The organism is Sideroxydans lithotrophicus ES-1, assembly GCF_000025705.1.
Classification (GTDB): Bacteria; Pseudomonadota; Gammaproteobacteria; order Burkholderiales; family Gallionellaceae; genus Sideroxyarcus; species Sideroxyarcus lithotrophicus.
In genome coordinates this window covers 731,338-750,201 of the sequence record NC_013959.1, presented here as the reverse complement: position 1 = coordinate 750,201, position 18,864 = coordinate 731,338, and the positions used below count along the sequence as shown (strand labels likewise).

General features: G+C 58.3%; 21 protein-coding genes. 5 read left to right on the top strand and 16 right to left on the bottom strand.

The window, feature by feature from the left end; translation table 11 throughout:
- Window positions 1–7: 7 nt before the first annotated feature.
- From SLIT_RS03730 to SLIT_RS03720, 3 genes are read right to left on the bottom strand one after another with little or no spacing between them, the layout of a single operon-like run.
- Window positions 8–958, bottom strand: coding sequence for a PEGA domain-containing protein (locus SLIT_RS03730; protein WP_013028887.1), 951 nt, complete (start codon window positions 956–958; stop codon window positions 8–10).
- Between the two features lie 55 nt (window positions 959–1,013).
- Window positions 1,014–1,610, bottom strand: coding sequence for a CBS domain-containing protein (locus tag SLIT_RS03725; RefSeq protein ID WP_013028886.1), 597 nt, complete (start codon window positions 1,608–1,610; stop codon window positions 1,014–1,016).
- 2 nt (window positions 1,611–1,612) lie between these two features.
- Window positions 1,613–2,170 (bottom strand): RNA pyrophosphohydrolase, encoded by a 558-nt coding sequence (locus SLIT_RS03720; protein WP_013028885.1) that lies wholly within the window; start codon window positions 2,168–2,170, stop codon window positions 1,613–1,615.
- Window positions 2,171–2,291: 121 nt separating this feature from the next.
- On the opposite strand from SLIT_RS03720, the gene SLIT_RS03715 reads away from it, so the two are divergent.
- Both SLIT_RS03715 and SLIT_RS03710 read left to right on the top strand, forming a co-directional pair.
- A complete protein-coding gene (locus tag SLIT_RS03715) occupies window positions 2,292–3,992 on the top strand; it encodes a proline--tRNA ligase (protein ID WP_013028884.1) in 1,701 nt (566 codons plus the stop codon).
- Window positions 3,989–4,630, top strand: coding sequence for a lytic transglycosylase domain-containing protein (locus SLIT_RS03710; protein WP_013028883.1), 642 nt, complete (start codon window positions 3,989–3,991; stop codon window positions 4,628–4,630). The genes SLIT_RS03715 and SLIT_RS03710 overlap by 4 nt, the downstream gene beginning before the upstream one ends.
- 6 nt (window positions 4,631–4,636) lie before the next feature.
- Here SLIT_RS03710 and SLIT_RS03705 read toward each other — a convergent pair whose 3' ends face one another.
- The 3 genes from SLIT_RS03705 to SLIT_RS03695 form a co-directional block, all read right to left on the bottom strand.
- Window positions 4,637–5,107, bottom strand: a complete 471-nt coding sequence (locus SLIT_RS03705; protein WP_013028882.1) for a TlpA family protein disulfide reductase — start codon at window positions 5,105–5,107, stop codon at window positions 4,637–4,639.
- Window positions 5,107–5,688: a YqhA family protein gene (locus tag SLIT_RS03700; RefSeq protein ID WP_013028881.1), complete on the bottom strand. Its 582-nt coding sequence runs from the start codon at window positions 5,686–5,688 to the stop codon at window positions 5,107–5,109. The genes SLIT_RS03705 and SLIT_RS03700 overlap by 1 nt, the downstream gene beginning before the upstream one ends.
- A gap of 79 nt (window positions 5,689–5,767) precedes the next feature.
- Window positions 5,768–7,015 carry a YihY family inner membrane protein gene (locus SLIT_RS03695; RefSeq protein WP_013028880.1) on the bottom strand — a complete coding sequence of 416 codons (1,248 nt, stop codon included), beginning with the start codon at window positions 7,013–7,015 and terminating at the stop codon, window positions 5,768–5,770.
- Window positions 7,016–7,044: 29 nt separating this feature from the next.
- On the opposite strand from SLIT_RS03695, the gene SLIT_RS03690 reads away from it, so the two are divergent.
- Window positions 7,045–7,704: a HugZ family pyridoxamine 5'-phosphate oxidase gene (locus SLIT_RS03690; protein ID WP_013028879.1), complete on the top strand. Its 660-nt coding sequence runs from the start codon at window positions 7,045–7,047 to the stop codon at window positions 7,702–7,704.
- A gap of 48 nt (window positions 7,705–7,752) precedes the next feature.
- On the opposite strand, the gene SLIT_RS03685 is transcribed toward SLIT_RS03690, so the two are convergent.
- The 10 genes from SLIT_RS03685 to SLIT_RS03640 form a co-directional block, all read right to left on the bottom strand.
- Complete coding sequence (locus SLIT_RS03685; protein WP_013028878.1) at window positions 7,753–8,043, bottom strand: hypothetical protein; 291 nt, start codon at window positions 8,041–8,043, stop codon at window positions 7,753–7,755.
- A 23-nt stretch (window positions 8,044–8,066) separates the two neighbouring features.
- Window positions 8,067–9,602, bottom strand: a complete 1,536-nt coding sequence (locus SLIT_RS03680) for a 2-isopropylmalate synthase (protein WP_013028877.1) — start codon at window positions 9,600–9,602, stop codon at window positions 8,067–8,069.
- A 61-nt stretch (window positions 9,603–9,663) separates the two neighbouring features.
- The gene (locus SLIT_RS03675) at window positions 9,664–10,782 is read right to left on the bottom strand and encodes a 3-deoxy-7-phosphoheptulonate synthase (RefSeq protein ID WP_013028876.1); all 1,119 of its coding nucleotides are present in this window, start codon (window positions 10,780–10,782) and stop codon (window positions 9,664–9,666) included.
- A gap of 23 nt (window positions 10,783–10,805) precedes the next feature.
- Entirely contained in the window at window positions 10,806–11,387 is a 582-nt protein-coding gene (gene slmA, locus SLIT_RS03670) for a nucleoid occlusion factor SlmA (RefSeq protein ID WP_013028875.1), read from the bottom strand.
- 12 nt (window positions 11,388–11,399) lie between these two features.
- Entirely contained in the window at window positions 11,400–12,038 is a 639-nt protein-coding gene (locus tag SLIT_RS03665; RefSeq protein ID WP_013028874.1) for a pyrimidine 5'-nucleotidase, read from the bottom strand.
- A 122-nt stretch (window positions 12,039–12,160) separates the two neighbouring features.
- A complete protein-coding gene (gene argB / locus SLIT_RS03660) occupies window positions 12,161–13,045 on the bottom strand; it encodes an acetylglutamate kinase (protein ID WP_013028873.1) in 885 nt (294 codons plus the stop codon).
- Between the two features lie 90 nt (window positions 13,046–13,135).
- Complete coding sequence (locus tag SLIT_RS03655) at window positions 13,136–13,558, bottom strand: Hsp20/alpha crystallin family protein (protein WP_013028872.1); 423 nt, start codon at window positions 13,556–13,558, stop codon at window positions 13,136–13,138.
- 134 nt (window positions 13,559–13,692) lie between these two features.
- The gene (locus SLIT_RS03650; RefSeq protein ID WP_013028871.1) at window positions 13,693–14,166 is read right to left on the bottom strand and encodes a copper chaperone PCu(A)C; all 474 of its coding nucleotides are present in this window, start codon (window positions 14,164–14,166) and stop codon (window positions 13,693–13,695) included.
- Window positions 14,167–14,220: 54 nt separating this feature from the next.
- Window positions 14,221–14,694: a copper chaperone PCu(A)C gene (locus SLIT_RS03645; RefSeq protein WP_013028870.1), complete on the bottom strand. Its 474-nt coding sequence runs from the start codon at window positions 14,692–14,694 to the stop codon at window positions 14,221–14,223.
- Between the two features lie 69 nt (window positions 14,695–14,763).
- On the bottom strand, window positions 14,764–16,803 hold the full coding sequence (locus SLIT_RS03640) for a TonB-dependent copper receptor (RefSeq protein ID WP_013028869.1): 2,040 nt from the start codon (window positions 16,801–16,803) through the stop codon (window positions 14,764–14,766).
- A 126-nt stretch (window positions 16,804–16,929) separates the two neighbouring features.
- Between SLIT_RS03640 and SLIT_RS03635 the strand changes: the two genes are divergently transcribed.
- Together SLIT_RS03635 and SLIT_RS03630 are read left to right on the top strand one after the other, a co-directional pair.
- Complete coding sequence (locus tag SLIT_RS03635; RefSeq protein ID WP_013028868.1) at window positions 16,930–18,237, top strand: ATP-binding protein; 1,308 nt, start codon at window positions 16,930–16,932, stop codon at window positions 18,235–18,237.
- The gene (locus SLIT_RS03630; protein WP_013028867.1) at window positions 18,234–18,773 is read left to right on the top strand and encodes a response regulator transcription factor; all 540 of its coding nucleotides are present in this window, start codon (window positions 18,234–18,236) and stop codon (window positions 18,771–18,773) included. Before SLIT_RS03635 ends, SLIT_RS03630 begins: the two co-directional genes overlap by 4 nt.
- The last annotated feature ends 91 nt before the right edge of the window (window positions 18,774–18,864 follow it).

Genomic DNA, 18,864 nt, shown 5'->3' with positions numbered 1-18,864 from the left:
AATCCACCTATCTATGCTCCAGCGTCAAGTCCAGTTCGGTCTTCTCTGCCTTGCGTATGGATATCTTCTCGGATGCGTTCTTGTGTCCTTTTAGCTTGACAACCACTTCATGAACTCCAGACGCAACCTCTGCGCGCAGCGGCGACAATCCGAAATAGACGCCATCCAGGTAAACCTTGGCGCGCGAAGGTTCGGTATCGAGTACCAGCACCCCATTTTCCGAAGAAGCCTGTTGCTCATTCGCTGCAGGCATCACTGGAGCAGGAAGCACATGAGGCGAGGCCTCCGGTGCGACCAGGACCTTCACGCCCGGGATCAGTTTTTCGCCCGGAGTCAGATTGAACAACTCGGGGCGGGTCGCTACCAGCAATGAATTGAGCGCTTCGGAGGTCTTGCCTGTAACAACCCCAACCTCCCGTTTCAGATAGTCTGCAATATCGCTCTTGCTGTTGCCCGAGACACCTGCAAAGCGATCCTCTTTCTGCTCAACCTCTCCAGACCAGAGGACTTTACCTGTAGCCACCTCTTTCAATGTGGTTTCAACCTTGATGGATACATAGTCGCGAGACTTGACGTCATACTTCAGCTCCTTGATCACCCCGCTCAGTTCAAACAAGGCAGAGGCATCGTCTTTTGCCAGCACCCTTATTCCCGCATCGTCCAGGCGCTTGCGCATGGAATCGGCCACCACATCCGTCACATCGCGATCCAGAATGATGTCCTTGCCGGACAACCCGAGCACACGCACTTCAGAAACACCGATCTTGCGGGGATTACGTTCGGTCCGTCCATCGACATAGCCCGCGATCCGGATGGAAGCGAGATACTTGATCTTCGACGCGTTCGGATTGGCTTTTTCACTCGCGCTGACATGAACCACATCGTCCATCATGTTGGCGCAACCAGCCAACAAGACACCCGCCACCACAGACATCAGATACAAAGCTAAACGACTCATCAAACCTCCGACCAGTGTGATCCCAATGTTTGAAATAAACAGAAGGGCAAATCCATCAATGTGCGCCGACCGCGGCCTCGATCTCGGCGAATATCTTGGCGACCTCTGCCGTATTGATCCTGACCCCCAGCTGACGCGCGATCTGCGTTGCGGAGAACAGGCCGCGTACCGTCTGGCCGCCGCCCGCATTTTCTTCGACCACGATGGCATGTTGCCGCCCGGAAGCTTTCAGCGTAGCAAGGATGTTCCCCACATTGGCCTTCAGGACATCTGCGTAGTTCAGCACTTCCAGATCGCTTTGCACCGTCATCACATCGCTCACCATGATGTCCGCATGCGTTCCGCCGACCTGTTGCAGGAAGCGCACCGGTTTCTCGCCCAGCACATCGCTCGCAGTCAATAAACCGGCGACCTTGTCGGCTTCGTCCAGCACCAGCAAGGTCCGTACGCCATAGCGGATCATCTTGGCATTGGCTTTTTCCATGGACGTCCGGGCTCGCACATTGACGACCGAGACGCTGCGCAGATCGGTCATCACATTGGTTGCCGAATCATTCAGGGTGACGTTCTGCGGAAACACCTGCGTGGGCCTCGCGAAATCCGCGCCGGGTTTGAGGGGATGGCTGGTCAATGGTGAATAACTGTTGTTCATGTCTATCCTCTATGAATTAACTGCTTGGATCCTTCCATGCTGCTTCCCGGCAACTTCCTGACCGGGTCCGTCCGCACCCCACCTTTCAGCGGCGGCAAATAGCGAACCAGCTCATTCAGTGCCAGCCGGTAAACATCACGCTTGAACTCGATCACGCTATCCAGCTCCACCCAGTAGTCGGTCCAGCGCCACGCATCGAATTCCGGGTGACCGGAAGCGCGCAGCGACACATCGCAATCGCGCCCAACCAGTCGCAACAAGAACCAGATCTGCTTCTGCCCCTTGTAATTGCCGCGCGATTCGCGCTTGACCCAAGTCTGCGGCACCTCGTAACGCATCCAATCGCGGGTACGCCCCAATATCTGTACATGACAGGTTTGCAGTCCGACTTCCTCGTGCAGCTCGCGAAACATCGCCTGCTCCGGCGTCTCGCCGTGCTGTATGCCGCCTTGCGGAAACTGCCATGCATCCTGCCTGATGCGCTTGCCCCAAAATACTTGATTCTTTGCGTTAGTCAGAATGATGCCGACATTCGGGCGATAACCTTCCCGGTCTATCATGATTCGCCCCACTCTGTTTTTCAATGTGACGGATTGTTCCACATTTCACCCTCACTGGAAAGACGCCATTCACGCCATGCAGTAGAATCGCGCCTTCCAACCAGTACGATGAGTAATAAACATGCGCGTTTCACAATTTTTCATCTCCACTCTCAAAGAAGCCCCCTCCGAAGCCGAACTGCCCAGCCATCGCCTGATGTTGCGGGCCGGTTACATCCGCAAACTCTCCAGCGGTCTGTACACCTGGATGCCTCTAGGGTTGCGCGTATTGCGCAAAGTTGAAGCGGTGGTACGCGAAGAAATGAACAAGAGCGGCGGCATCGAGCTGTTGATGCCAGCTGTGCAACCCGCCGAGCTGTGGCAGGAGACCGGGCGCTGGGACGTATTCGGCCCGCAGATGCTGAAGATCAAGGACCGCCACGACAACCTGTTCTGTTTCGGCCCCACCCACGAGGAAGTCATCACCGACATCGCGCGCCGCGAGGTGAAGAGTTATCGCCAGTTGCCGCTGAACTTCTACCAGATCCAGACCAAGTTCCGCGACGAAGTGCGTCCGCGTTTCGGCGTGATGCGCGCGCGCGAGTTCGTGATGAAGGATGCCTATTCCTTCCATAGCAGCTTCGAAAGCCTGGAGCAGACCTACCGCGTGATGTACGAGACTTACACCCGCATCTTCACCCGCCTGGGCCTGCAGTTCCGCGCCGTGGCCGCCGATACGGGCGCCATCGGCGGCAGCGGTTCGCACGAGTTCCATGTTCTGGCCGATTCCGGCGAGGATGCGCTGGCGTTCTGCCCCAACTCGGACTATGCCGCCAACGTCGAGCTGGCCGAAGCGGTCGCTCCCGCCACAGCGCGTGCTCCCGCATCTCAGGAATTGCAGAAAGTCATCACGCCAGGGCAGAAGACCATCGAAGAGGTCGCGGCATTCTTCGACACCTCCGCCCGGAACGTGCTGAAGACCATCGCTGTGATGACCCATGAGAACGAATTCGTGCTGCTGCTGCTGCGCGGTGACCACCAGCTCAACGAAATCAAGGCCAGCAAAGTATTGGGTGAATTCCGCTTCGCGACCGAAGAAGAAATAAAAAGCAACATGGGCTGCCGTCCCGGCTATATCGGGCCTGTAAATAGGAGCAACACTATATTGGCAGACCGTGCCGCCGCCGCGCTGAGCAACTTCGTGTGTGGCGCAAACGACGACGGCTACCATTTCAGCGGCGCAAATTTTGGACGCGATGTTAAGCTTTACGACTCCAACGTGCACGACCTGCGCAACGTGGTCGCTGGAGATGCATCGCCAGACGGGAAAGGCGCGCTGGAACTGTGTCGCGGCATCGAGGTCGGCCACATCTTCCAGTTGCGCACCAAGTACTCGGAAGCACTGCAGGCCACCTATCTGGACGAGAACGGCAAGGCCCAGGTCATGGAGATGGGCTGCTACGGCATCGGCGTGTCGCGCATCGTGGCCGCCGCCATCGAGCAGAATTTCGACGAGCGCGGCATCGCGCTGCCCTCTGGCATGGCGCCGTTCCAGGTCGCCATCGCCCCCATCGGCATCAAGAAGAGCGAAGCGGTGCGCAATGCAGCCGAACAGCTCTATGCCGAGCTGACTGCCGCCGGCGTCGAAGTCCTGCTCGACGACCGCGATGAGCGTCCCGGCGTGATGTTCGCCGATCTGGAACTGATCGGCGTCCCCCATCGCATCGTCATCGGCGATCGCGGCCTGAAAGAGGGTAAGGTGGAATATCAGGGACGCAAGGACGAAACTGCGCAGTCCATACCCTTGCAAGATGCCGTCAAGCTCGTACAATCCAAGCTATGAAACCGGTCACGACACTCCGCAAGTCATTGCTCACGCTGTCGTTCGCGGCGGCGGGCTTGTGCTTTGCCGTCGGCGCGCATGCCGGCGCACAAAAAGAAGAAGTGCTTTCCGCCAGCGTGCGCAGCATGCTGCAACAGGCGGTGGCAGATCAGGCCGCCCCCAAGCTGGCCTTTTCTTCGCAACAGGAAGCGCAAACCTGGCTGGATGAAATGTCGCAGCGGCTGGCCAAACGCATACCGGATGCGGAATATCGTTTCGATCTGCTGAGCACGGTACACTACGAAGCGACCCGAGCGGGACTGGACCCCCAATTGGTGCTGGGTTTGATCGAAGTGGAAAGCGGGTTCAGAAAATACGCGATCTCCAAATCCGGCGCACGCGGCTACATGCAAGTGATGCCGTTCTGGACCAAAGCCATAGGCTCTCCCGACGACGATCTATTCCATCTGCGCACCAATCTGCGCTACGGCTGCACCATCCTGCGCTATTACCTGGACATGGAAAAAGGCGATCTGTACCGCGCGCTGGGACGCTACAACGGCAGCCTGGGCAAACCGGAATACCCCAACATGGTGAAAGCGGCCTGGCACAAACACTGGCGCAGACCGCAACCGATCACCGGCCGAAGCACCGGCTGACCTTCCCTACTTCCTGAGCGTCTTGCTTTTGATGTAAGACTCCACGCTTGAGCGCGTCACCATCCCTTGCTGGTAGCTCACCAGCTTGCCGTCAGGATCATACAAATATGAAGTCGGCAGCGCGTCGACCTCGCCGACTTGTGCTGCCTGGTCATAATCTCCAAAGACGACCGGATAGCTGATCTTCTTCTTGGCCACGAACTCGACGACCGACTCCCTGGTGGAATCCAGCGAAACGCCGATGACCGTCAGATCCTTGTTCTTGTGCGCATCGTACAACGAGACCAGATCGGGGATCTCTTCCAGGCAGGGTGGGCACCAGGTCGCCCAGAAATTGACCAGCACCCATTTGCCGCGATAATCCTGCAAACGCTGTTCGTGGCCCTGCAGATCCTTGAACACAAAAGATTCGGCTGACGCCGTGCCCATTGCCAAAACCAGTGCAGCCGATCCCAGCAGACGCAGGAAGAATCGCATCAATGCCCCGACTCTTCGTGTTCATCGCCGGTCGCTCCGTCGCCATCCGAGCCGTGCCTGCCTTCGGCCGCGTGCGACCAGTACAGGGCCAAGGCGATCAGTGCGATGCTGCCGCCCATGTAGATCAGGTCTATCGGCTGAGTTACATGCATGTTGATGGCCTCCTCGAACAAGGTCACGATCATGATCATCAGGATGACTTTGGCCAGTCGCGACTTCAGGTCGTCCAGGCTGTTGATGACCAGTATCTTGCTCGATGCCCTGCTGCCATGCGCCTGATCGATGTCACTGATGAACAATTCATACAGCCCCAGGGAGAAGATCAGCAGCACCACCGCCAGCAGGTAGCCGTCGACCACTTCGACGATGTGCGACACCGTGCTGTCATGCAATACCTTGCGCGCCGTATCCGTCATTTCCGCATCGGCATAATGGACCATATGCTGCAGCAGCACGACGACATCCACCGTCGCCATGTAGAAAATCGCAAAACTTGCAAACAGGCTCCCCAAGACCGCCAGGAAAATAACAAAGCGGCTGTTCCACAGCGAGCCTTCGAGCAAAGATTCAATGAACTTCAAGGTAACCTCCAGAAATATAGGGCCAAACAGGTCTCAAGCGGCGCGCATTAAAGCGCAAAAGCGACCGAGCGGCAATACGCTATGTACTCTTGCTCCAGATATCCTGCAAGGTCATGCCTTTGGGCTCGGTCACGCGCTTCTCCAGCGAGGCGAACCACGCCTTGATATCGCCGTCGCCGCTGTGTTTGGGTAGCGTCGACACATCCAGCAGGAACAGTTTCAGCAATTCGCTCAGCTCCACTGCTTCCGGTGCACGCACCATGCTCCAGCCCAACCCCGACAGCTTGCCCACTATCCTGGCCTGCACCAGCTTGTCGAGGATGCGTTCCACATCGTCGTAGCCGATGTGCAAGTGCCGCGATAACCCCGGCAAGGTCTGCACTTCGCCCTTGCTCAGGCCTTTGTGCATCAGCTTGAGGATGCCTACTGCGTAATAGAGTTTTGCCGCCTGGTCCAGGCGCAGGGAGTGCGTGCTGCGCCAATGCGACAGCGACGCGGTGATGATCGCCCCGAACAACACGGTGATCCAGGAAAAATAGACCCACATCAGAAAGATCGGCACGCTGGCGAACGCTCCGTATACCAATTTGTAATTCGCGAAGTGCGAGATGTAGAAAGCGAAAGCGCGATTCATCGACTCGAATGCCACCGCCGCAATCAATCCTCCGATGAGCGCATGAGGCATCGGCACATATCGATTGGGCACCACGCGGAACAGCAAGGTGAATGCAGCCGTCGTCATGACGACCGGCAACAACTTCAGCACATCCATACCGATGGAAGGAACCTGCCTTGCATACTCCGCCGAGAATCCGACCAGCCACGAGGTGAGCGACAGGCTGCCACCGACCAGCAAAGGCGCCAGCGTCAGCACTGCCCAATACACCAAAACCCGCTGCAGCAAACTGCGCGGGCGTGATACCCGCCAGATCATGTTGAAGGCATTATCTATGGTGAGCATCAGCAACATGGCCGTGACGGCAAGGAATACCAGTCCTGCTGCCGTCAGGCGCGAAGCGCTTTCAGTGAACTGCTGCATATAACTCGTGATGATCCTGCCGCCTGTCTCCGGCACCATGTTCTTCAGGATGAATTCCTTGATAGGTGTGGAATACTCGCTGAACGACGGAAATGCCGAAAACAGGATCAGTGCGATGGTGATGAGCGGAACGACCGATAGCAGCGTGGTGAAGGTCAGGCTTGCCGCCATCTGTGTGCAGCGGTCTTCCTGCAGGCGCACCGTGACATAGCGCAAAAAGCGGAACGAATCGATGATGCCAAAATTGGGAAGCTTCAAATCCGGAAATTTCAATTCTGGAAGTTTCATAAGGCCCGGCAACTGAATACAATGCCTACATGATACCCGACAAAACCGCTCCGCAAACCACGGCACGTGCTGCCCGGCAACTGCTGCGTGCGCACCGCTACGGCGCGCTCAGCACACTGTCAAAAAAATTCAACGGCCATCCGTTCGGCTCCATCACGCCCTATCTGGTCGATCACGACGGCAGCCTGCTCATCCTCATCAGTGCCTTGGCAGAGCATACCAAGAACATCCTGCACGACCCGCGTGTCAGCCTGATCACCCATAATCAGGAAGACCCCCACATACAGACGCAAGGTCGAATCACCATAGTCGGCACGGCCGCGCTCGATGCCGAACGCGAAGCTGCCGGAAAGCGCTATCTGCGCTATTTTCCGGAAGCGCAGACCTATTACGACATGGCCGACTTCCAGTTCTTCCGCATCGTTCCGCAGGCACTGCGCTACATTGGCGGTTTCGGCGACATCCATTGGATCAAGGCTGAGAACTACCGGACGCCTGCCAACTCGCTGGCAGCCGAGGAAGATGCCCTGCTGGGGAAGATCAACGCAACCCGCTCGGCTGCACAAGGATTGTTGATCGGTATCGACTGCGACGGTTTTGACCTGCGGATAGACGAACGCACCGTGCGGCAGGATTTTCCGATTACCGTGCTCGACGCAAACCAGGCATCCGGCTTGTTGCAACCGTAGTGAAAAAGGCATCGAAACGATGCCTTTTAACCAACCCGGAGACTTGCCCTACCCCCGCACACCCCTGAGTTGCACGCTCTGCTCTATCGGGTCCGATGGGGCATCGGCTTCGACTTTCTTCTTCAACCTGGCCTTGGGTTCTGTCTTTCGCGTTCCGGCGTGTTTGCCTGTCTTCCTGCCTGCGGACTTGTGCTTCGCTGTCAATGGCGCTGGTTGAACCGCCGCAGCCTTTTGCTGCCCCGGATCTTTGACAGTTCCCGTCACAACAGACTGTTCGGCTGCATGTGCGCTGCTTTGCAGCAGCGCCCCCAATAGCGCCAACTTCACTGTGCGTTTCATCTCAAGCCTCCTTGACAAGGCGATCATACCTGCGGATGAGCCCGTTCTGCTCCGGCATCCAGCTTGTTCAACGCATTCAGATAAGCCTTGGCCGAAGCCACCACGATATCGGTGTCTGCTCCCTGTCCGTTGACGATCCTGCCCCCCTTGGACAGACGCACCGTCACTTCGCCCTGCGCATCGGTACCGCTGGTGATATTGTTTACGGAATATAGCAATAATTCGGTGCCGCTGCGCACGATTTGCTCGATCGCCTTGAACGTCGCATCCACCGGCCCGCCGCCTTGTGCATCTGCTTGCTGCTCTTTACCGCCAATGCTCATCACCACGCGCGCCACCGGCAACGATCCGGTCTCCGAATGCGCGCCCATCGCCACCAAGCGGTAATGGTCGCTCACTTGCGCAACTCCCTCGTCGCTCACCAGCGCCTGCAAATCCTCGTCGAAGATATCGTGCTTCTTGTCCGCCAGATCCTTGAAACGGGCGAAAGCGGCGTTCACCGCCTCCTCGCCTTCCAGCACGATGCCCAACTCCTGCAGACGGGCACGGAAGGCAGCGCGGCCGGAATGCTTGCCCATCACCATCTTGTTCGCGCCCCAGCCCACGTCCTCGGCGCGCATGATCTCGTAAGTCTCGCGATGCTTGAGCACGCCGTCCTGATGGATACCGGACTCGTGCGCGAAAGCGTTCGCGCCGACGATGGCCTTGTTCGGCTGCACCGGATAGCCGGTGATGCTGGAGACCAGCTTGGAGGTCGGCACGATCTGCGTGGTGTCGATGGTCGTGTCACAGCTGAAGATATCGCGGCGCGTCTTCACCGCCATCACCACTTCTTCCAGTGAGGCATTGCCCGCGCGTTCGCCCAGACCATTGATGGTGCATTCCACCTGGCGCGCGCCGTTCATCACCGCTGCCAGCGAATTGGCCGATGCCATGCCCAGATCGTTATGGCAATGCGTGGACCAGATCACCTTGCCGCTGTTCGGCACACGTGCGATCAACTGCTTGAAACGCTCGCCCCACAACACCGGGATGCTGTAGCCGACGGTATCCGGCACGTTCAGCGTCGTCGCCCCTGCCTTGATGACCTCGTCGAAGATGCGCACCAGGAAGTCCATCTCGGAGCGCACCGCATCTTCGGCGGAGAATTCAACATCGTCGGTGTATTCCCGCGCCAGCTTTACAGCCGCCACCGCACGCTCAACGACCTCATCCGGCGTCATGCGCAATTTTTTCTCCATGTGTATCGGTGAAGTGGCGATGAAGGTATGGATACGCCCTTTCCTGGCCGGCTTGATCGCCTCGCCCGCTGCGCGCACATCGCGCTCGTTGGCACGCGCCAGCGAACACACCGTGGAATGCTCGATGACCTTGGCGATGCTGTGGATCGCATCGGCATCGCCGGGGCTGGCCGCCGCAAAACCGGCCTCGATCACATCCACGCCCAGCTTTTCCAGTTGGCGCGCGATGCGCAACTTTTCTTCCTTGGTCATGGATGCGCCGGGGCTTTGTTCGCCGTCGCGCAAGGTTGTGTCGAATATGATCAACTTGTCAGTCATTTTTTGCTCCATCGCAATTGCTCAGTCAATATCCTGCAAAACATCTATTTAGCCACGAATTTCATTGATCCCGATACTTCTGCACCAGGCTCACCCGTTTTAGATAAGCCTCGCGTGCAACCTGTACGTCTTCCAGGAAATGCGGCAGTTCTTTCAGTAATAACGCTTGCGGGCCATCCACCAGGGCTTGCGGCGGCGCAGGATGAAAATCTACCAGCACCATGTTCGCTCCGGCCAGCACGCCTTGCGCAGTGACATGCATGATATCGAGGATGCCGTCGGGAGAGGCTGCGCGCGTGCCCACCGAATGGGAGGGATCGACGCATACCGGCATGCGCGTCAGCCGCTTCACCACCGGCACATGGGCAAAATCCACCAGGTTGCGGTGCGGGTCGCCCATGTTGGTCTTCATGCCGCGCAGGCCGAACACCACGTTGCGATTGCCTTCGGAAGCCAGGTATTCCGCGGCGTTCAGCGATTCGTCCAGGGTGATGCCGAAGCCGCGTTTGAGCAGCACGGGGAATCGCTGCTGGCGGCCGACGATCTTGAGCAACTCGAAATTCTGTGTATTACGTGTGCCGATCTGCAACATCACGCCGGTCGGATTGCCGGTCTGGTGCAGTGCTTCACCGATCTCATGCAAATGCGATTCGTGAGTGATCTCCATGGCGATCACCTTGATGCCATATTTGCCAGCCAGTTCGAACACATACGGCAGACAGTTTTTGCCGTGTCCCTGGAATGCATAAGGGCTGGTGCGCGGCTTGTAAGCACCCATGCGGGTGCACACCTGTCCGTTGTCGCGCAAGGCACGCAGCATGATCTCCACATGCTCGGCGCTGTCCACCGCACAGAGCCCGGCAAAGACATTGAGCGTGTCCTGCCCGAAGCGCACGCCGTTGTAGTCGAAATATGCCGGGCGGCTATCGTCCTTATGCCGCCCCAGGATGCGGTATTCCTGCGACACGCGCACCACGCGCTCCACGCAGGGGAGGCTTTGCATGTCTTCGATGTCCAGCGACTTGGTGTTGCCGATGAGGTATATCTCGGTGAGTGACTGTTCTGCACCGAGCTCGGTATGCACGCGCGCCTGCACCCCCTGCAGGCCAGCCAGGTGGGCCATCAATTGCCGGTACTCGGCGCTTTGCGTTTGCGTGCTCGCATCCAGTATCAGGATCATTTTCGTCCTCCAGCAATCCGGAATTATTTTCCGGAAAGCAGTTCCCACTGCTGCGGCCACTGCGCCATCGGATCGCGCGTGAAACCGCTCTTGCCGAACTGGTTCCAGCGCCCGACGACATAGCACAGCAGCAGGTTGGCATGCGCGCCGATGTCGGCATCGGCAGCCAGCTTGCCCTGGGTGGTGGCGATGCGCAGCGATTGCTTGAGGGTGCTTTCGATGCGATCGAGGAGCTGGTTGATGCGCTGTTGCAGGCGCTCATCCTCGTTCACCAGCGCATCGCCGATCAATACACGCGTCATGCCGCGATTTTTCTGGGCAAAACCGAGCAGCAGTGCGAGGATACCTTCGGCCTGTTTCAACCCGTCCTGCTCTTCGCTGGTGATCTTGTTGACCAGCCCGAACACGGTCTGTTCGATGAATTCGATCAGGCCTTCGAACATCTGAGCCTTGCTGGCGAAATGCCGATACAGCGCGGCTTCGGACAGGTCGAGTCGCGCCGCCAGTGCCGCCGTGGTGATCTTTTCGCCCTTGGGCTGCTCCAGCATCTCGGCGACGGTTTGCAGGATTTGCAGTTTTCTTTCACCCGGTTGTTTGGCTGCCATCGTTTTCTCCCCTTAGAGTTTGGAGACTGCGCGCGGCAGCTCCAGTACATCGCGTATTCTCACATCCACATAACTCGGCGCACGCAGCGCATCGTTCACCCACACGGTTTTCATGCCCAGACGCTTGGCGGTCTGCAGGTTCTCTGCGCTGTCTTCCACCATCACGCATTGTGCCGCTTGAATGCGGTGCTTGCGCAACAGGCGCCGGAAACCGGCGGTCTGCGGTTTGGGCTGGTAGCGTGAATGCTCGATGGCGAAGACATCTTCGAACAGATCGTCTATGCGCAACAGCTTCAACACAGCCTTCGCGTAATGCTCCGGCGCATTGGAGAACACCACTTTCCTGCCCCGCAATCGTTTCAGCACATGGCGCAAACGCGGTTCGCGCAACACCATGTTGTACAGCTCCGGAAACTGGTGAGTGTGCCACAGAAAATGATCCGGATCGGTGCCGTGGTGCTTCATCAAACCGGTGAGCGTGGCGCCATAACGCTGCCAGTAATCCACCCGCAATGCATTCGCCTCATCTTCGCTCAACTGCAGATGTTCCTGCAAATACGCCGTCATGCTGCGGTTGATGTGCGGGAAAATGTGCGGCGTCGCGTTGTGCAGCGTGTTATCGAGATCAAAAATCCAATATTTCGTCGCCATACGTCGTTGTGCTCAAAAAACCTTGCTTACATATACCGCATATGCTGCGCTGCGATTTTTCTCGCACGCCTAGTCAGGCTTAGAACTTTTGGATTTTCACTTTCTCCGAACATCTCATCCAGTCACTTGCTCTTGATGAGAGTACCCACACCTTCGTCAGTCAAAATTTCCAGCAGCAAAGCGTGCTCCACACGGCCATCGATGATATGCACTGCGCGCACACCGCCGCGCGCCGCATCCAGTGCCGAACCGATCTTGGGCAGCATGCCACCGGACAGGGTTCCATCCTTCACCAGGCCGTCGATCTGTTTCGGCGTCAGGCCGGTAAGCAGTTTGCCGTTCTTGTCCAGCACGCCGGGCGTATTGGTGAGCAGCACCAGCTTCTCGGCTCGCAGCACTTCCGCCAGCTTGCCCGCCACCACATCGGCGTTAATGTTCAGCGTCTCGCCATCCGGTGACACGCCGATGGGCGCGATGACCGGGATGAAATCGCCGGAATCAAGAAAAGTGATGATGGAAGGATCGATCTTGTTGATGTCTCCGACCAGGCCGATGTCCAGCATCTTGCCCGGCTCGTCGTTGCTCTCCAGCAGCAGCTTCTCGGCGCGGATGAACGCGCCATCCTGTCCGGTCAGCCCCACAGCTTTGCCGCCGTAACGGTTGATGAGGTTGACGATATCCTTGTTGACCTTGCCCAGCACCATCTCGACCACATCCATGGTCTCTTCGTCGGTGACGCGCATTCCCTGGACGAACTCGCCCTTCTTGCCCACCTTCTGCAGCAGGTCGTTGATCTGCGGACCGCCGCCGTGGACGACCACCGGATTCATGCCGACCAGCTTGAGCAGCACCACGTCGCGCGCGAAACCTTCCTGCAACTTGGGGTCGGTCATGGCGTTGCCGCCGTATTTGATGACGATGGTCTTGTCGAAGAAGCGCTGGATGTAGGGCAGCGCTTCGGACAGCGTGTGGGCTTTCTGGGCGGCAGTGGCGGCGGTCAATGGCATGTGGATTCCTTCGAAAATCTGCGCGCATTCTACCGCATCCAAAAACGAAACGGGCGGCATCTGGCCGCCCGTTCGCACAGAAGTTAACGCTTACTGGATGACCAGTTTTCTGGACGACGCGGCTTTCTTCTTGGGCAACGTCAATTCCAATATGCCATCGCTATACTTCGCCTGGGCAGTGCCCTCGTCCACATCCTGCACCACCGAGAAGTCACGGGAAACACTGCCGTAATAGCGCTCGCTGCGCAGCAGTTTTTCACCTTCCTTGACTTCCTTCTCGCTCTTCACTTCAGCGCTGATCGACACCTGGTTGCCGTCGATATTCACGTGGATATCTTCCTTTTTCACGCCGGGAATCTCGGCGTAGACTTTGTAAGCCCTGTCGTCCTCACTCACATCCATCCTGATCCGCATCTCCGGCTGCCCCTCAAAATGCACCGGCTGCATAAAGAATCCCCGAAACAGATCATCCAAGACATCGCTGGTCGGACTGAATCTGGTGATGTTGGCCATTTTCTTCTCCTTTCTTGAGTTCTTGAATTACGGGAAGGACCCCGCTCATACACAATTTGCGGGCGGCCGGACGCTTTTTCAAGGGCAAAACAAAGGCGGCCCAAGGCCGCCTTATATTGCAACGCAGTCGACGTTTACCTGTGGTCTTTTACAGTCGGGTCGTTGTAATGCTGATAGCTCAACTCCAGCGCCCTGACTTCGGCAGAAGTATCGACGGTAAAAGTCTTCCCGCCGCTCTCCAGCACCAGGCTCAAAGGGATATGGTCACCCGCATTTAATGGCTGCTTCAGGCCGACCAGGGCCAGATACATGCCGCGGGTGCCGAAAAGCGTGGTGCTGTGCGCATTCAGCCTGATGCTGTCGACCTTCCCGGTCTGCAGCTTGCCTTTGCGCATAACCACGTCCTGTATCTCTCCTGCCGCGGCGACCGGACTGCTCACCGACAGCAGGCGCGCAGCCTTGTTGACAGTAAGGTTCATCTGCACCGTGACGGAGGTTTGTCCCGGCACGCTCTCGCGCAACCAGACCTTGTCCACGATCACATCGTTCGCGCCCGCCCAGGCGTTGCCTGCCAGCAATAGACTCACACAAAATAGTTTGCGCCACATGTCTGCCCCCTATTGATGATGTTCTCGCCACTTCGCTCCAGTTGGCATTGCCTGTTAATGTTGCATATGCATTTGCATATGGCCAGCATCACTGGCCGTATCCAGCGGCTTGATGGCAGCCAATACCCTGATGGTGGCAGTGCGGCCATCGTCAAATTTCACTATCAGCGCAAACGGCAGTTTGCGTCCGGCCTTGAGCGGTTTTCTCAAACCGATCAGCATCAAGTGATTGCCGTCTTCCCCCAGGGTGACGGGCGTCTTTGCCGGCAGCGGCAGAGAGTCCAGCGCGCGCATCTTCATCACGCCGCCTTCCATGACCATGCTGTGTATCTCTCCGCTCTGCGACGACCCACTCTCCACGCCGACCAAAGATGCGTCCTTCTTGCTGGTGATGGTCAGTTGTATCGAGGCAGTGTCCTGTCCCGGGGCAGTGGCACGGGCCCATGCCTTAGTCACTTTCACATCGTCGGCATAAGCCGGTGCCGCAACCAGTATCGCCAGCAAACCTGCACACAGAATCTTTTTCATGTTTTCTCCTGAATAAAAAACGCGTCGCATCTTCCGATGCGGCGCGATATTTTAGCCTGATTTATCCGTTTAGAAATCGAAGTTGGCTTTTACCCACATGTTGCGCCCTAACTCGTTGATGCGTGTGGTTTGTATGTAGCCTGCCACCATGGTGCCGGCACGGCTGATGTGCTCCGCGTAGGTCTTGTTGAACACGTTATCCAAACCTGCGGTCACTTGCACTGCCTTGCTGGCACGCCAGCCACCGTTCAGCGAAAACACGCCGAACCCGCCCGTGGCAGCGATGTCCTGTCCGGCGATATTGCCCTGATTCACCGCGACGCGATTCTGGGCGGCCACTGCACGCAACAGCCCCCCGAACGACCATGTCCCGTCGTCGTAGTTGAGGCCGAGACGTCCTTCCAGCGGCGGGATCTGCCCCAGCGCAGTGCCGTCGGTATCGTTGTTGCCGTGCACATACGCCAGGCTGCCGTCGATCTTCCAGTTGTCAGCCAGTTGCCATGCCATGCCCGCTTCGGCGCCATAGGTCGTGGCATTCACGTTGCGCGTGACGGTCACGTACACCGGCATCATTACCGTACCTTTATTGACGCCGGACTGGATCAGATTGAAGTCAGTGATCTTGCTGTAGAACGCCGAGAGTGAACCGGACAGCCCACCTTCGCGGTAATTCAGCCCAGCATCCAGTTGCGTGGTCTTTTCCGGATTGGTATTGAATGCACTGGCCGTGGTCAGACTTTCCTTATTGAACAGCTCCCAGTAATCCGGCGCGCGGGTAGTGCGTCCCAGGCCGACATACATGGTCGACGCAACAGAAACATCGTGTTCATAACGCGCGAAGCCGCTGGAAAGTGTTTCCTTGCGTGTCTGGTTGGCAGTAGGGTTTGCCACCATAGTCATCCCGCGAACCACTGTCGTGCGATAGTCCGTCGCCTGCCAGCTGTCTGCGCGCAAACCTGCGACCACGCGGCTGGACTCGCTCATATCCTGATGCAGCTCGCCGAATACACCGACATTTTTGAACTCGGCGTCCTTCACTCGCGGTTGCAGCGTGTAGTCGCCAATGTAGCCCGGTGCCGCCCCGCTACGATTGGTGTGCACATTGTTCTGTGCGTCCAGCCCCAGTTTGAGCTGGGTCGCATCCGCCAACTGCAGCGTGCCTGCCAAGCGCCCGCCAGTCGTCTTGCGATCCGGGTTCATGGCCGCCATCGTGGAGGCAGGGTTACCCGCACGCATGCTGTAGCTGTCCATCACGTGATCGATGTAGTTGTAGTAAACCTGCGCTTCCACCCCATCCAGCACACCGCCCATGTGCCGTTTGTCGAGCTTCAGCCCCACGTTGTCGCGCGCAAATTTGGAGCCATCCACGGCACGGTCGGCATAAGCCGCCTTGCCATCGCTTTTCGCTGCCGTCAGTTCCAGACGAGTGTTGTCATCGGGCGTCCAGCCCAGCGCCGCATTGGTGCTCCAGCGAGTGTATTGGGAATGCACAATATTGCCACTGCCATCCTGGTAATCGTTGGAATGCGAACGGGTGGCACCTGCACGCAGGTAATAGCTGGAGCTGCCGGTCTGCGCATCCAGCATCTCGTCATTGCGCCCGAAGCTGCCCAGCATGAGCGAAGCGTGAGCATGCGTTTCAGCCTGCACGGCACGATCCACAATACGCTCGAACAGCACCGTACCCGCCGAGCTGCCAGGTCCGTACAACACAGTCTGCGGGCCTTTCAGCAAGGTGATGCGGTCATAGGAAGCGGGAAAGACGTAGGCTGTCGGCGGGTCCATGCGGCCGCCGCAGCCACCCAGTATCTGCTCGCCATCCAGCAGGATATTGAGGCGCGAACCCGCCATGCCGCGGAACACCGGATCGCCGTCGGTGCCGCCCTTGCGGATGACCGAGAAACCGGGGATGGTCTTGAGGTAATCCGCGCCATCATGCGCCGGAACCGGCTGGCGCGGCTTCTTTGGGTTGGTCTTCACGGTCAGCGGCTCCGCGCTCTGGGGGGCGGTCACCACCACCTCGTCCAAGGCGGCAGTTTCGGCGGCCTGTGCTGCACTACCCATCGCCAGTGCGACAGCGGCCACACTCATTTTCAGCTTCAAGTTCATTGCAAGAATCTCCATAAGATTGACCAGAGGTAAAACCGGCGCGGATTGTAAGAATTAATTTCGCGCCATCCCTGCGGCATATTGCCGCACCCCTCGTGCACGGGGACTCCGGTAGAATCCAGCCCCATGAATTCTTCTCTGCTCGCCGCCCAGACTGGTCATACGCATCTGCGCAGACTGATCCTGCTGCGCTACGGCGCCATCATTGCGCAGTTCGCCACACTGATCCTGATCCATCGCTTCATCAGCCATGATTTCGCCTGGATGCCGATGCTGTCTGCAGTGTGTTTTCTGGCCGTGGTGAACACGTTGACCTGGTGGCGGCTGTCGTTCAATTTTCCGGTGGGAAACCTGGAATTGTTCCTGCAACTGAGTGTGGATGTGCTGGTCCTGACAGTGCTGCTCTATTACGGCGGCGGCTCGACCAACCCCCTGGTTTCGCTCTATCTGTTGCCGCTGGTGATCGCCGCCGCGACGCTGCCCCGCCGCTTCACCTGGGGCATGGCCTCGCTGACGCTGGCGTGCTACAGCCTGCTGATGGTGTGGTATGTGCCGATCCCGGGAAGTCAATCCATGTCCGTTGCGATGCAAGGCATGGATCACATGCATCACGATATGCCGACCGCGTCCCCCATGCAGAATGCATTCAACGAACACGTCCTCGGCATGTGGCTGGGATTCGTCATCAGTGCGCTGGTGGTGGCATATTTTGTTGTCGAGATGGCCCGCGCAGTACGCATTCGCGATGCACAGCTCAACAGGGTGCGGGAAGAGACCTTGCGCAACGAGCGCATCGTGGCACTGGGCACACAGGCGGCAGGGGCCGCACACGAACTCGGCACACCGCTTTCCACCATGTCGGTCGTCATCGGCGAGATGCGCAACGAGTGCACCTCGCCCGAGCAACAGGACAACCTGATCATCCTCGACGAACAGGTCAGGAACTGCAAACGCATCCTCGACACCCTGCTCTCGCACGCCCGCGAGACCAGCAGCGAATTGTCGCTGGAGGAGTTCATCCGCAACGTGCTCGACGAATGGCAGTTACTGCGGCCGACCGTGCATTACCGGTTCCAAGTCAGTGGCGCGCAACCTTCACCCAGGTTGCGCGCCGACCTGGCATTGCGCTCGGCCCTGTTGAATCTGCTGAACAATGCCGCCGATGCTTCGCCGGACGAGATGGATATCCTGCTGCGATGGGATGATGCGAACATCACGCTGGAGATACATGACCAGGGGCCGGGTCTTACATCGGAAGCAGCCGCGCGCGCCGGCTCGGCATTCTTCACCACCAAGCAGGAGGGGCGAGGACTGGGCTTGTTCCTCGCCAACGCCACGCTGGAGCGGCTGGGCGGCAGCGTGCGCCTGTCCAATCGCGAAGGCGGCGGCGCAACTACGGAAGTGATCCTGCCGTTAAGGAAGCTGTCAGCATGAATCTGTCCGAAATGCCTTCATTGCTGCTGGTAGACGACGATGCGACGTTCCGCAGCGTGCTTTCGCGCGCGCTGGAGAAGCGCGGCTTCGCGGTGACGACCGCAGACAGCGTCGAGCAGGCGCTGCCGCTCGCCAGCGCCAATCCCCCGGAATACGCGGTATTGGACCTGAAGATGGACGGCGCTTCGGGGCTGGTGCTGGTACAGAAGCTGCACGAACTCGACGCGGCCACGCGCATCGTGGTGTTGACCGGTTACGCCAGCATCGCCACTGCCGTGGAAGCGATCAAGCTGGGCGCGACGCAGTACCTTTCCAAACCCGCCAATGCCGACGAGATCGTGGCCGCCTTCGGCCACAACCCCAGCACCGACGTACCGCTCGAGGCACATCCCGCCTCGGTCGAACGCCTCGAATGGGAACACATCCAGCGGATACTGCACGAGAACGGCGACAACATCTCCGCCACTGCACGCGTCCTCAACATGCACCGCCGCACCCTGCAACGCAAGCTGTCGAAACGGCCGATCGGCCTCTAGCAGTGGTTCCGGACTGCATGCACCGTCCGGTTCGGGTTAGAATGGCTTCCAGACCCGCAGACATTAGATCAGCCAAGAACCAGGCACATAA

Coding starts and splice junctions, on each gene's coding strand:
- SLIT_RS03730 (WP_013028887.1), bottom strand. CDS start 958: ATGAGTCGTTTAGCTTTGTATCTGATGTCTGTGGTGGCGGGTGTCTTG.
- SLIT_RS03725 (WP_013028886.1), bottom strand. CDS start 1,610: ATGAACAACAGTTATTCACCATTGACCAGCCATCCCCTCAAACCCGGC.
- SLIT_RS03720 (WP_013028885.1), bottom strand. CDS start 2,170: ATGATAGACCGGGAAGGTTATCGCCCGAATGTCGGCATCATTCTGACT.
- SLIT_RS03715 (WP_013028884.1), top strand. CDS start 2,292: ATGCGCGTTTCACAATTTTTCATCTCCACTCTCAAAGAAGCCCCCTCC.
- SLIT_RS03710 (WP_013028883.1), top strand. CDS start 3,989: ATGAAACCGGTCACGACACTCCGCAAGTCATTGCTCACGCTGTCGTTC.
- SLIT_RS03705 (WP_013028882.1), bottom strand. CDS start 5,107: ATGCGATTCTTCCTGCGTCTGCTGGGATCGGCTGCACTGGTTTTGGCA.
- SLIT_RS03695 (WP_013028880.1), bottom strand. CDS start 7,015: ATGAAACTTCCAGAATTGAAATTTCCGGATTTGAAGCTTCCCAATTTT.
- SLIT_RS03690 (WP_013028879.1), top strand. CDS start 7,045: ATGATACCCGACAAAACCGCTCCGCAAACCACGGCACGTGCTGCCCGG.
- SLIT_RS03685 (WP_013028878.1), bottom strand. CDS start 8,043: ATGAAACGCACAGTGAAGTTGGCGCTATTGGGGGCGCTGCTGCAAAGC.
- SLIT_RS03680 (WP_013028877.1), bottom strand. CDS start 9,602: ATGACTGACAAGTTGATCATATTCGACACAACCTTGCGCGACGGCGAA.
- SLIT_RS03675 (WP_013028876.1), bottom strand. CDS start 10,782: ATGATCCTGATACTGGATGCGAGCACGCAAACGCAAAGCGCCGAGTAC.
- slmA (WP_013028875.1), bottom strand. CDS start 11,387: ATGGCAGCCAAACAACCGGGTGAAAGAAAACTGCAAATCCTGCAAACC.
- SLIT_RS03665 (WP_013028874.1), bottom strand. CDS start 12,038: ATGGCGACGAAATATTGGATTTTTGATCTCGATAACACGCTGCACAAC.
- argB (WP_013028873.1), bottom strand. CDS start 13,045: ATGCCATTGACCGCCGCCACTGCCGCCCAGAAAGCCCACACGCTGTCC.
- SLIT_RS03655 (WP_013028872.1), bottom strand. CDS start 13,558: ATGGCCAACATCACCAGATTCAGTCCGACCAGCGATGTCTTGGATGAT.
- SLIT_RS03650 (WP_013028871.1), bottom strand. CDS start 14,166: ATGTGGCGCAAACTATTTTGTGTGAGTCTATTGCTGGCAGGCAACGCC.
- SLIT_RS03645 (WP_013028870.1), bottom strand. CDS start 14,694: ATGAAAAAGATTCTGTGTGCAGGTTTGCTGGCGATACTGGTTGCGGCA.
- SLIT_RS03640 (WP_013028869.1), bottom strand. CDS start 16,803: ATGAACTTGAAGCTGAAAATGAGTGTGGCCGCTGTCGCACTGGCGATG.
- SLIT_RS03635 (WP_013028868.1), top strand. CDS start 16,930: ATGAATTCTTCTCTGCTCGCCGCCCAGACTGGTCATACGCATCTGCGC.
- SLIT_RS03630 (WP_013028867.1), top strand. CDS start 18,234: ATGAATCTGTCCGAAATGCCTTCATTGCTGCTGGTAGACGACGATGCG.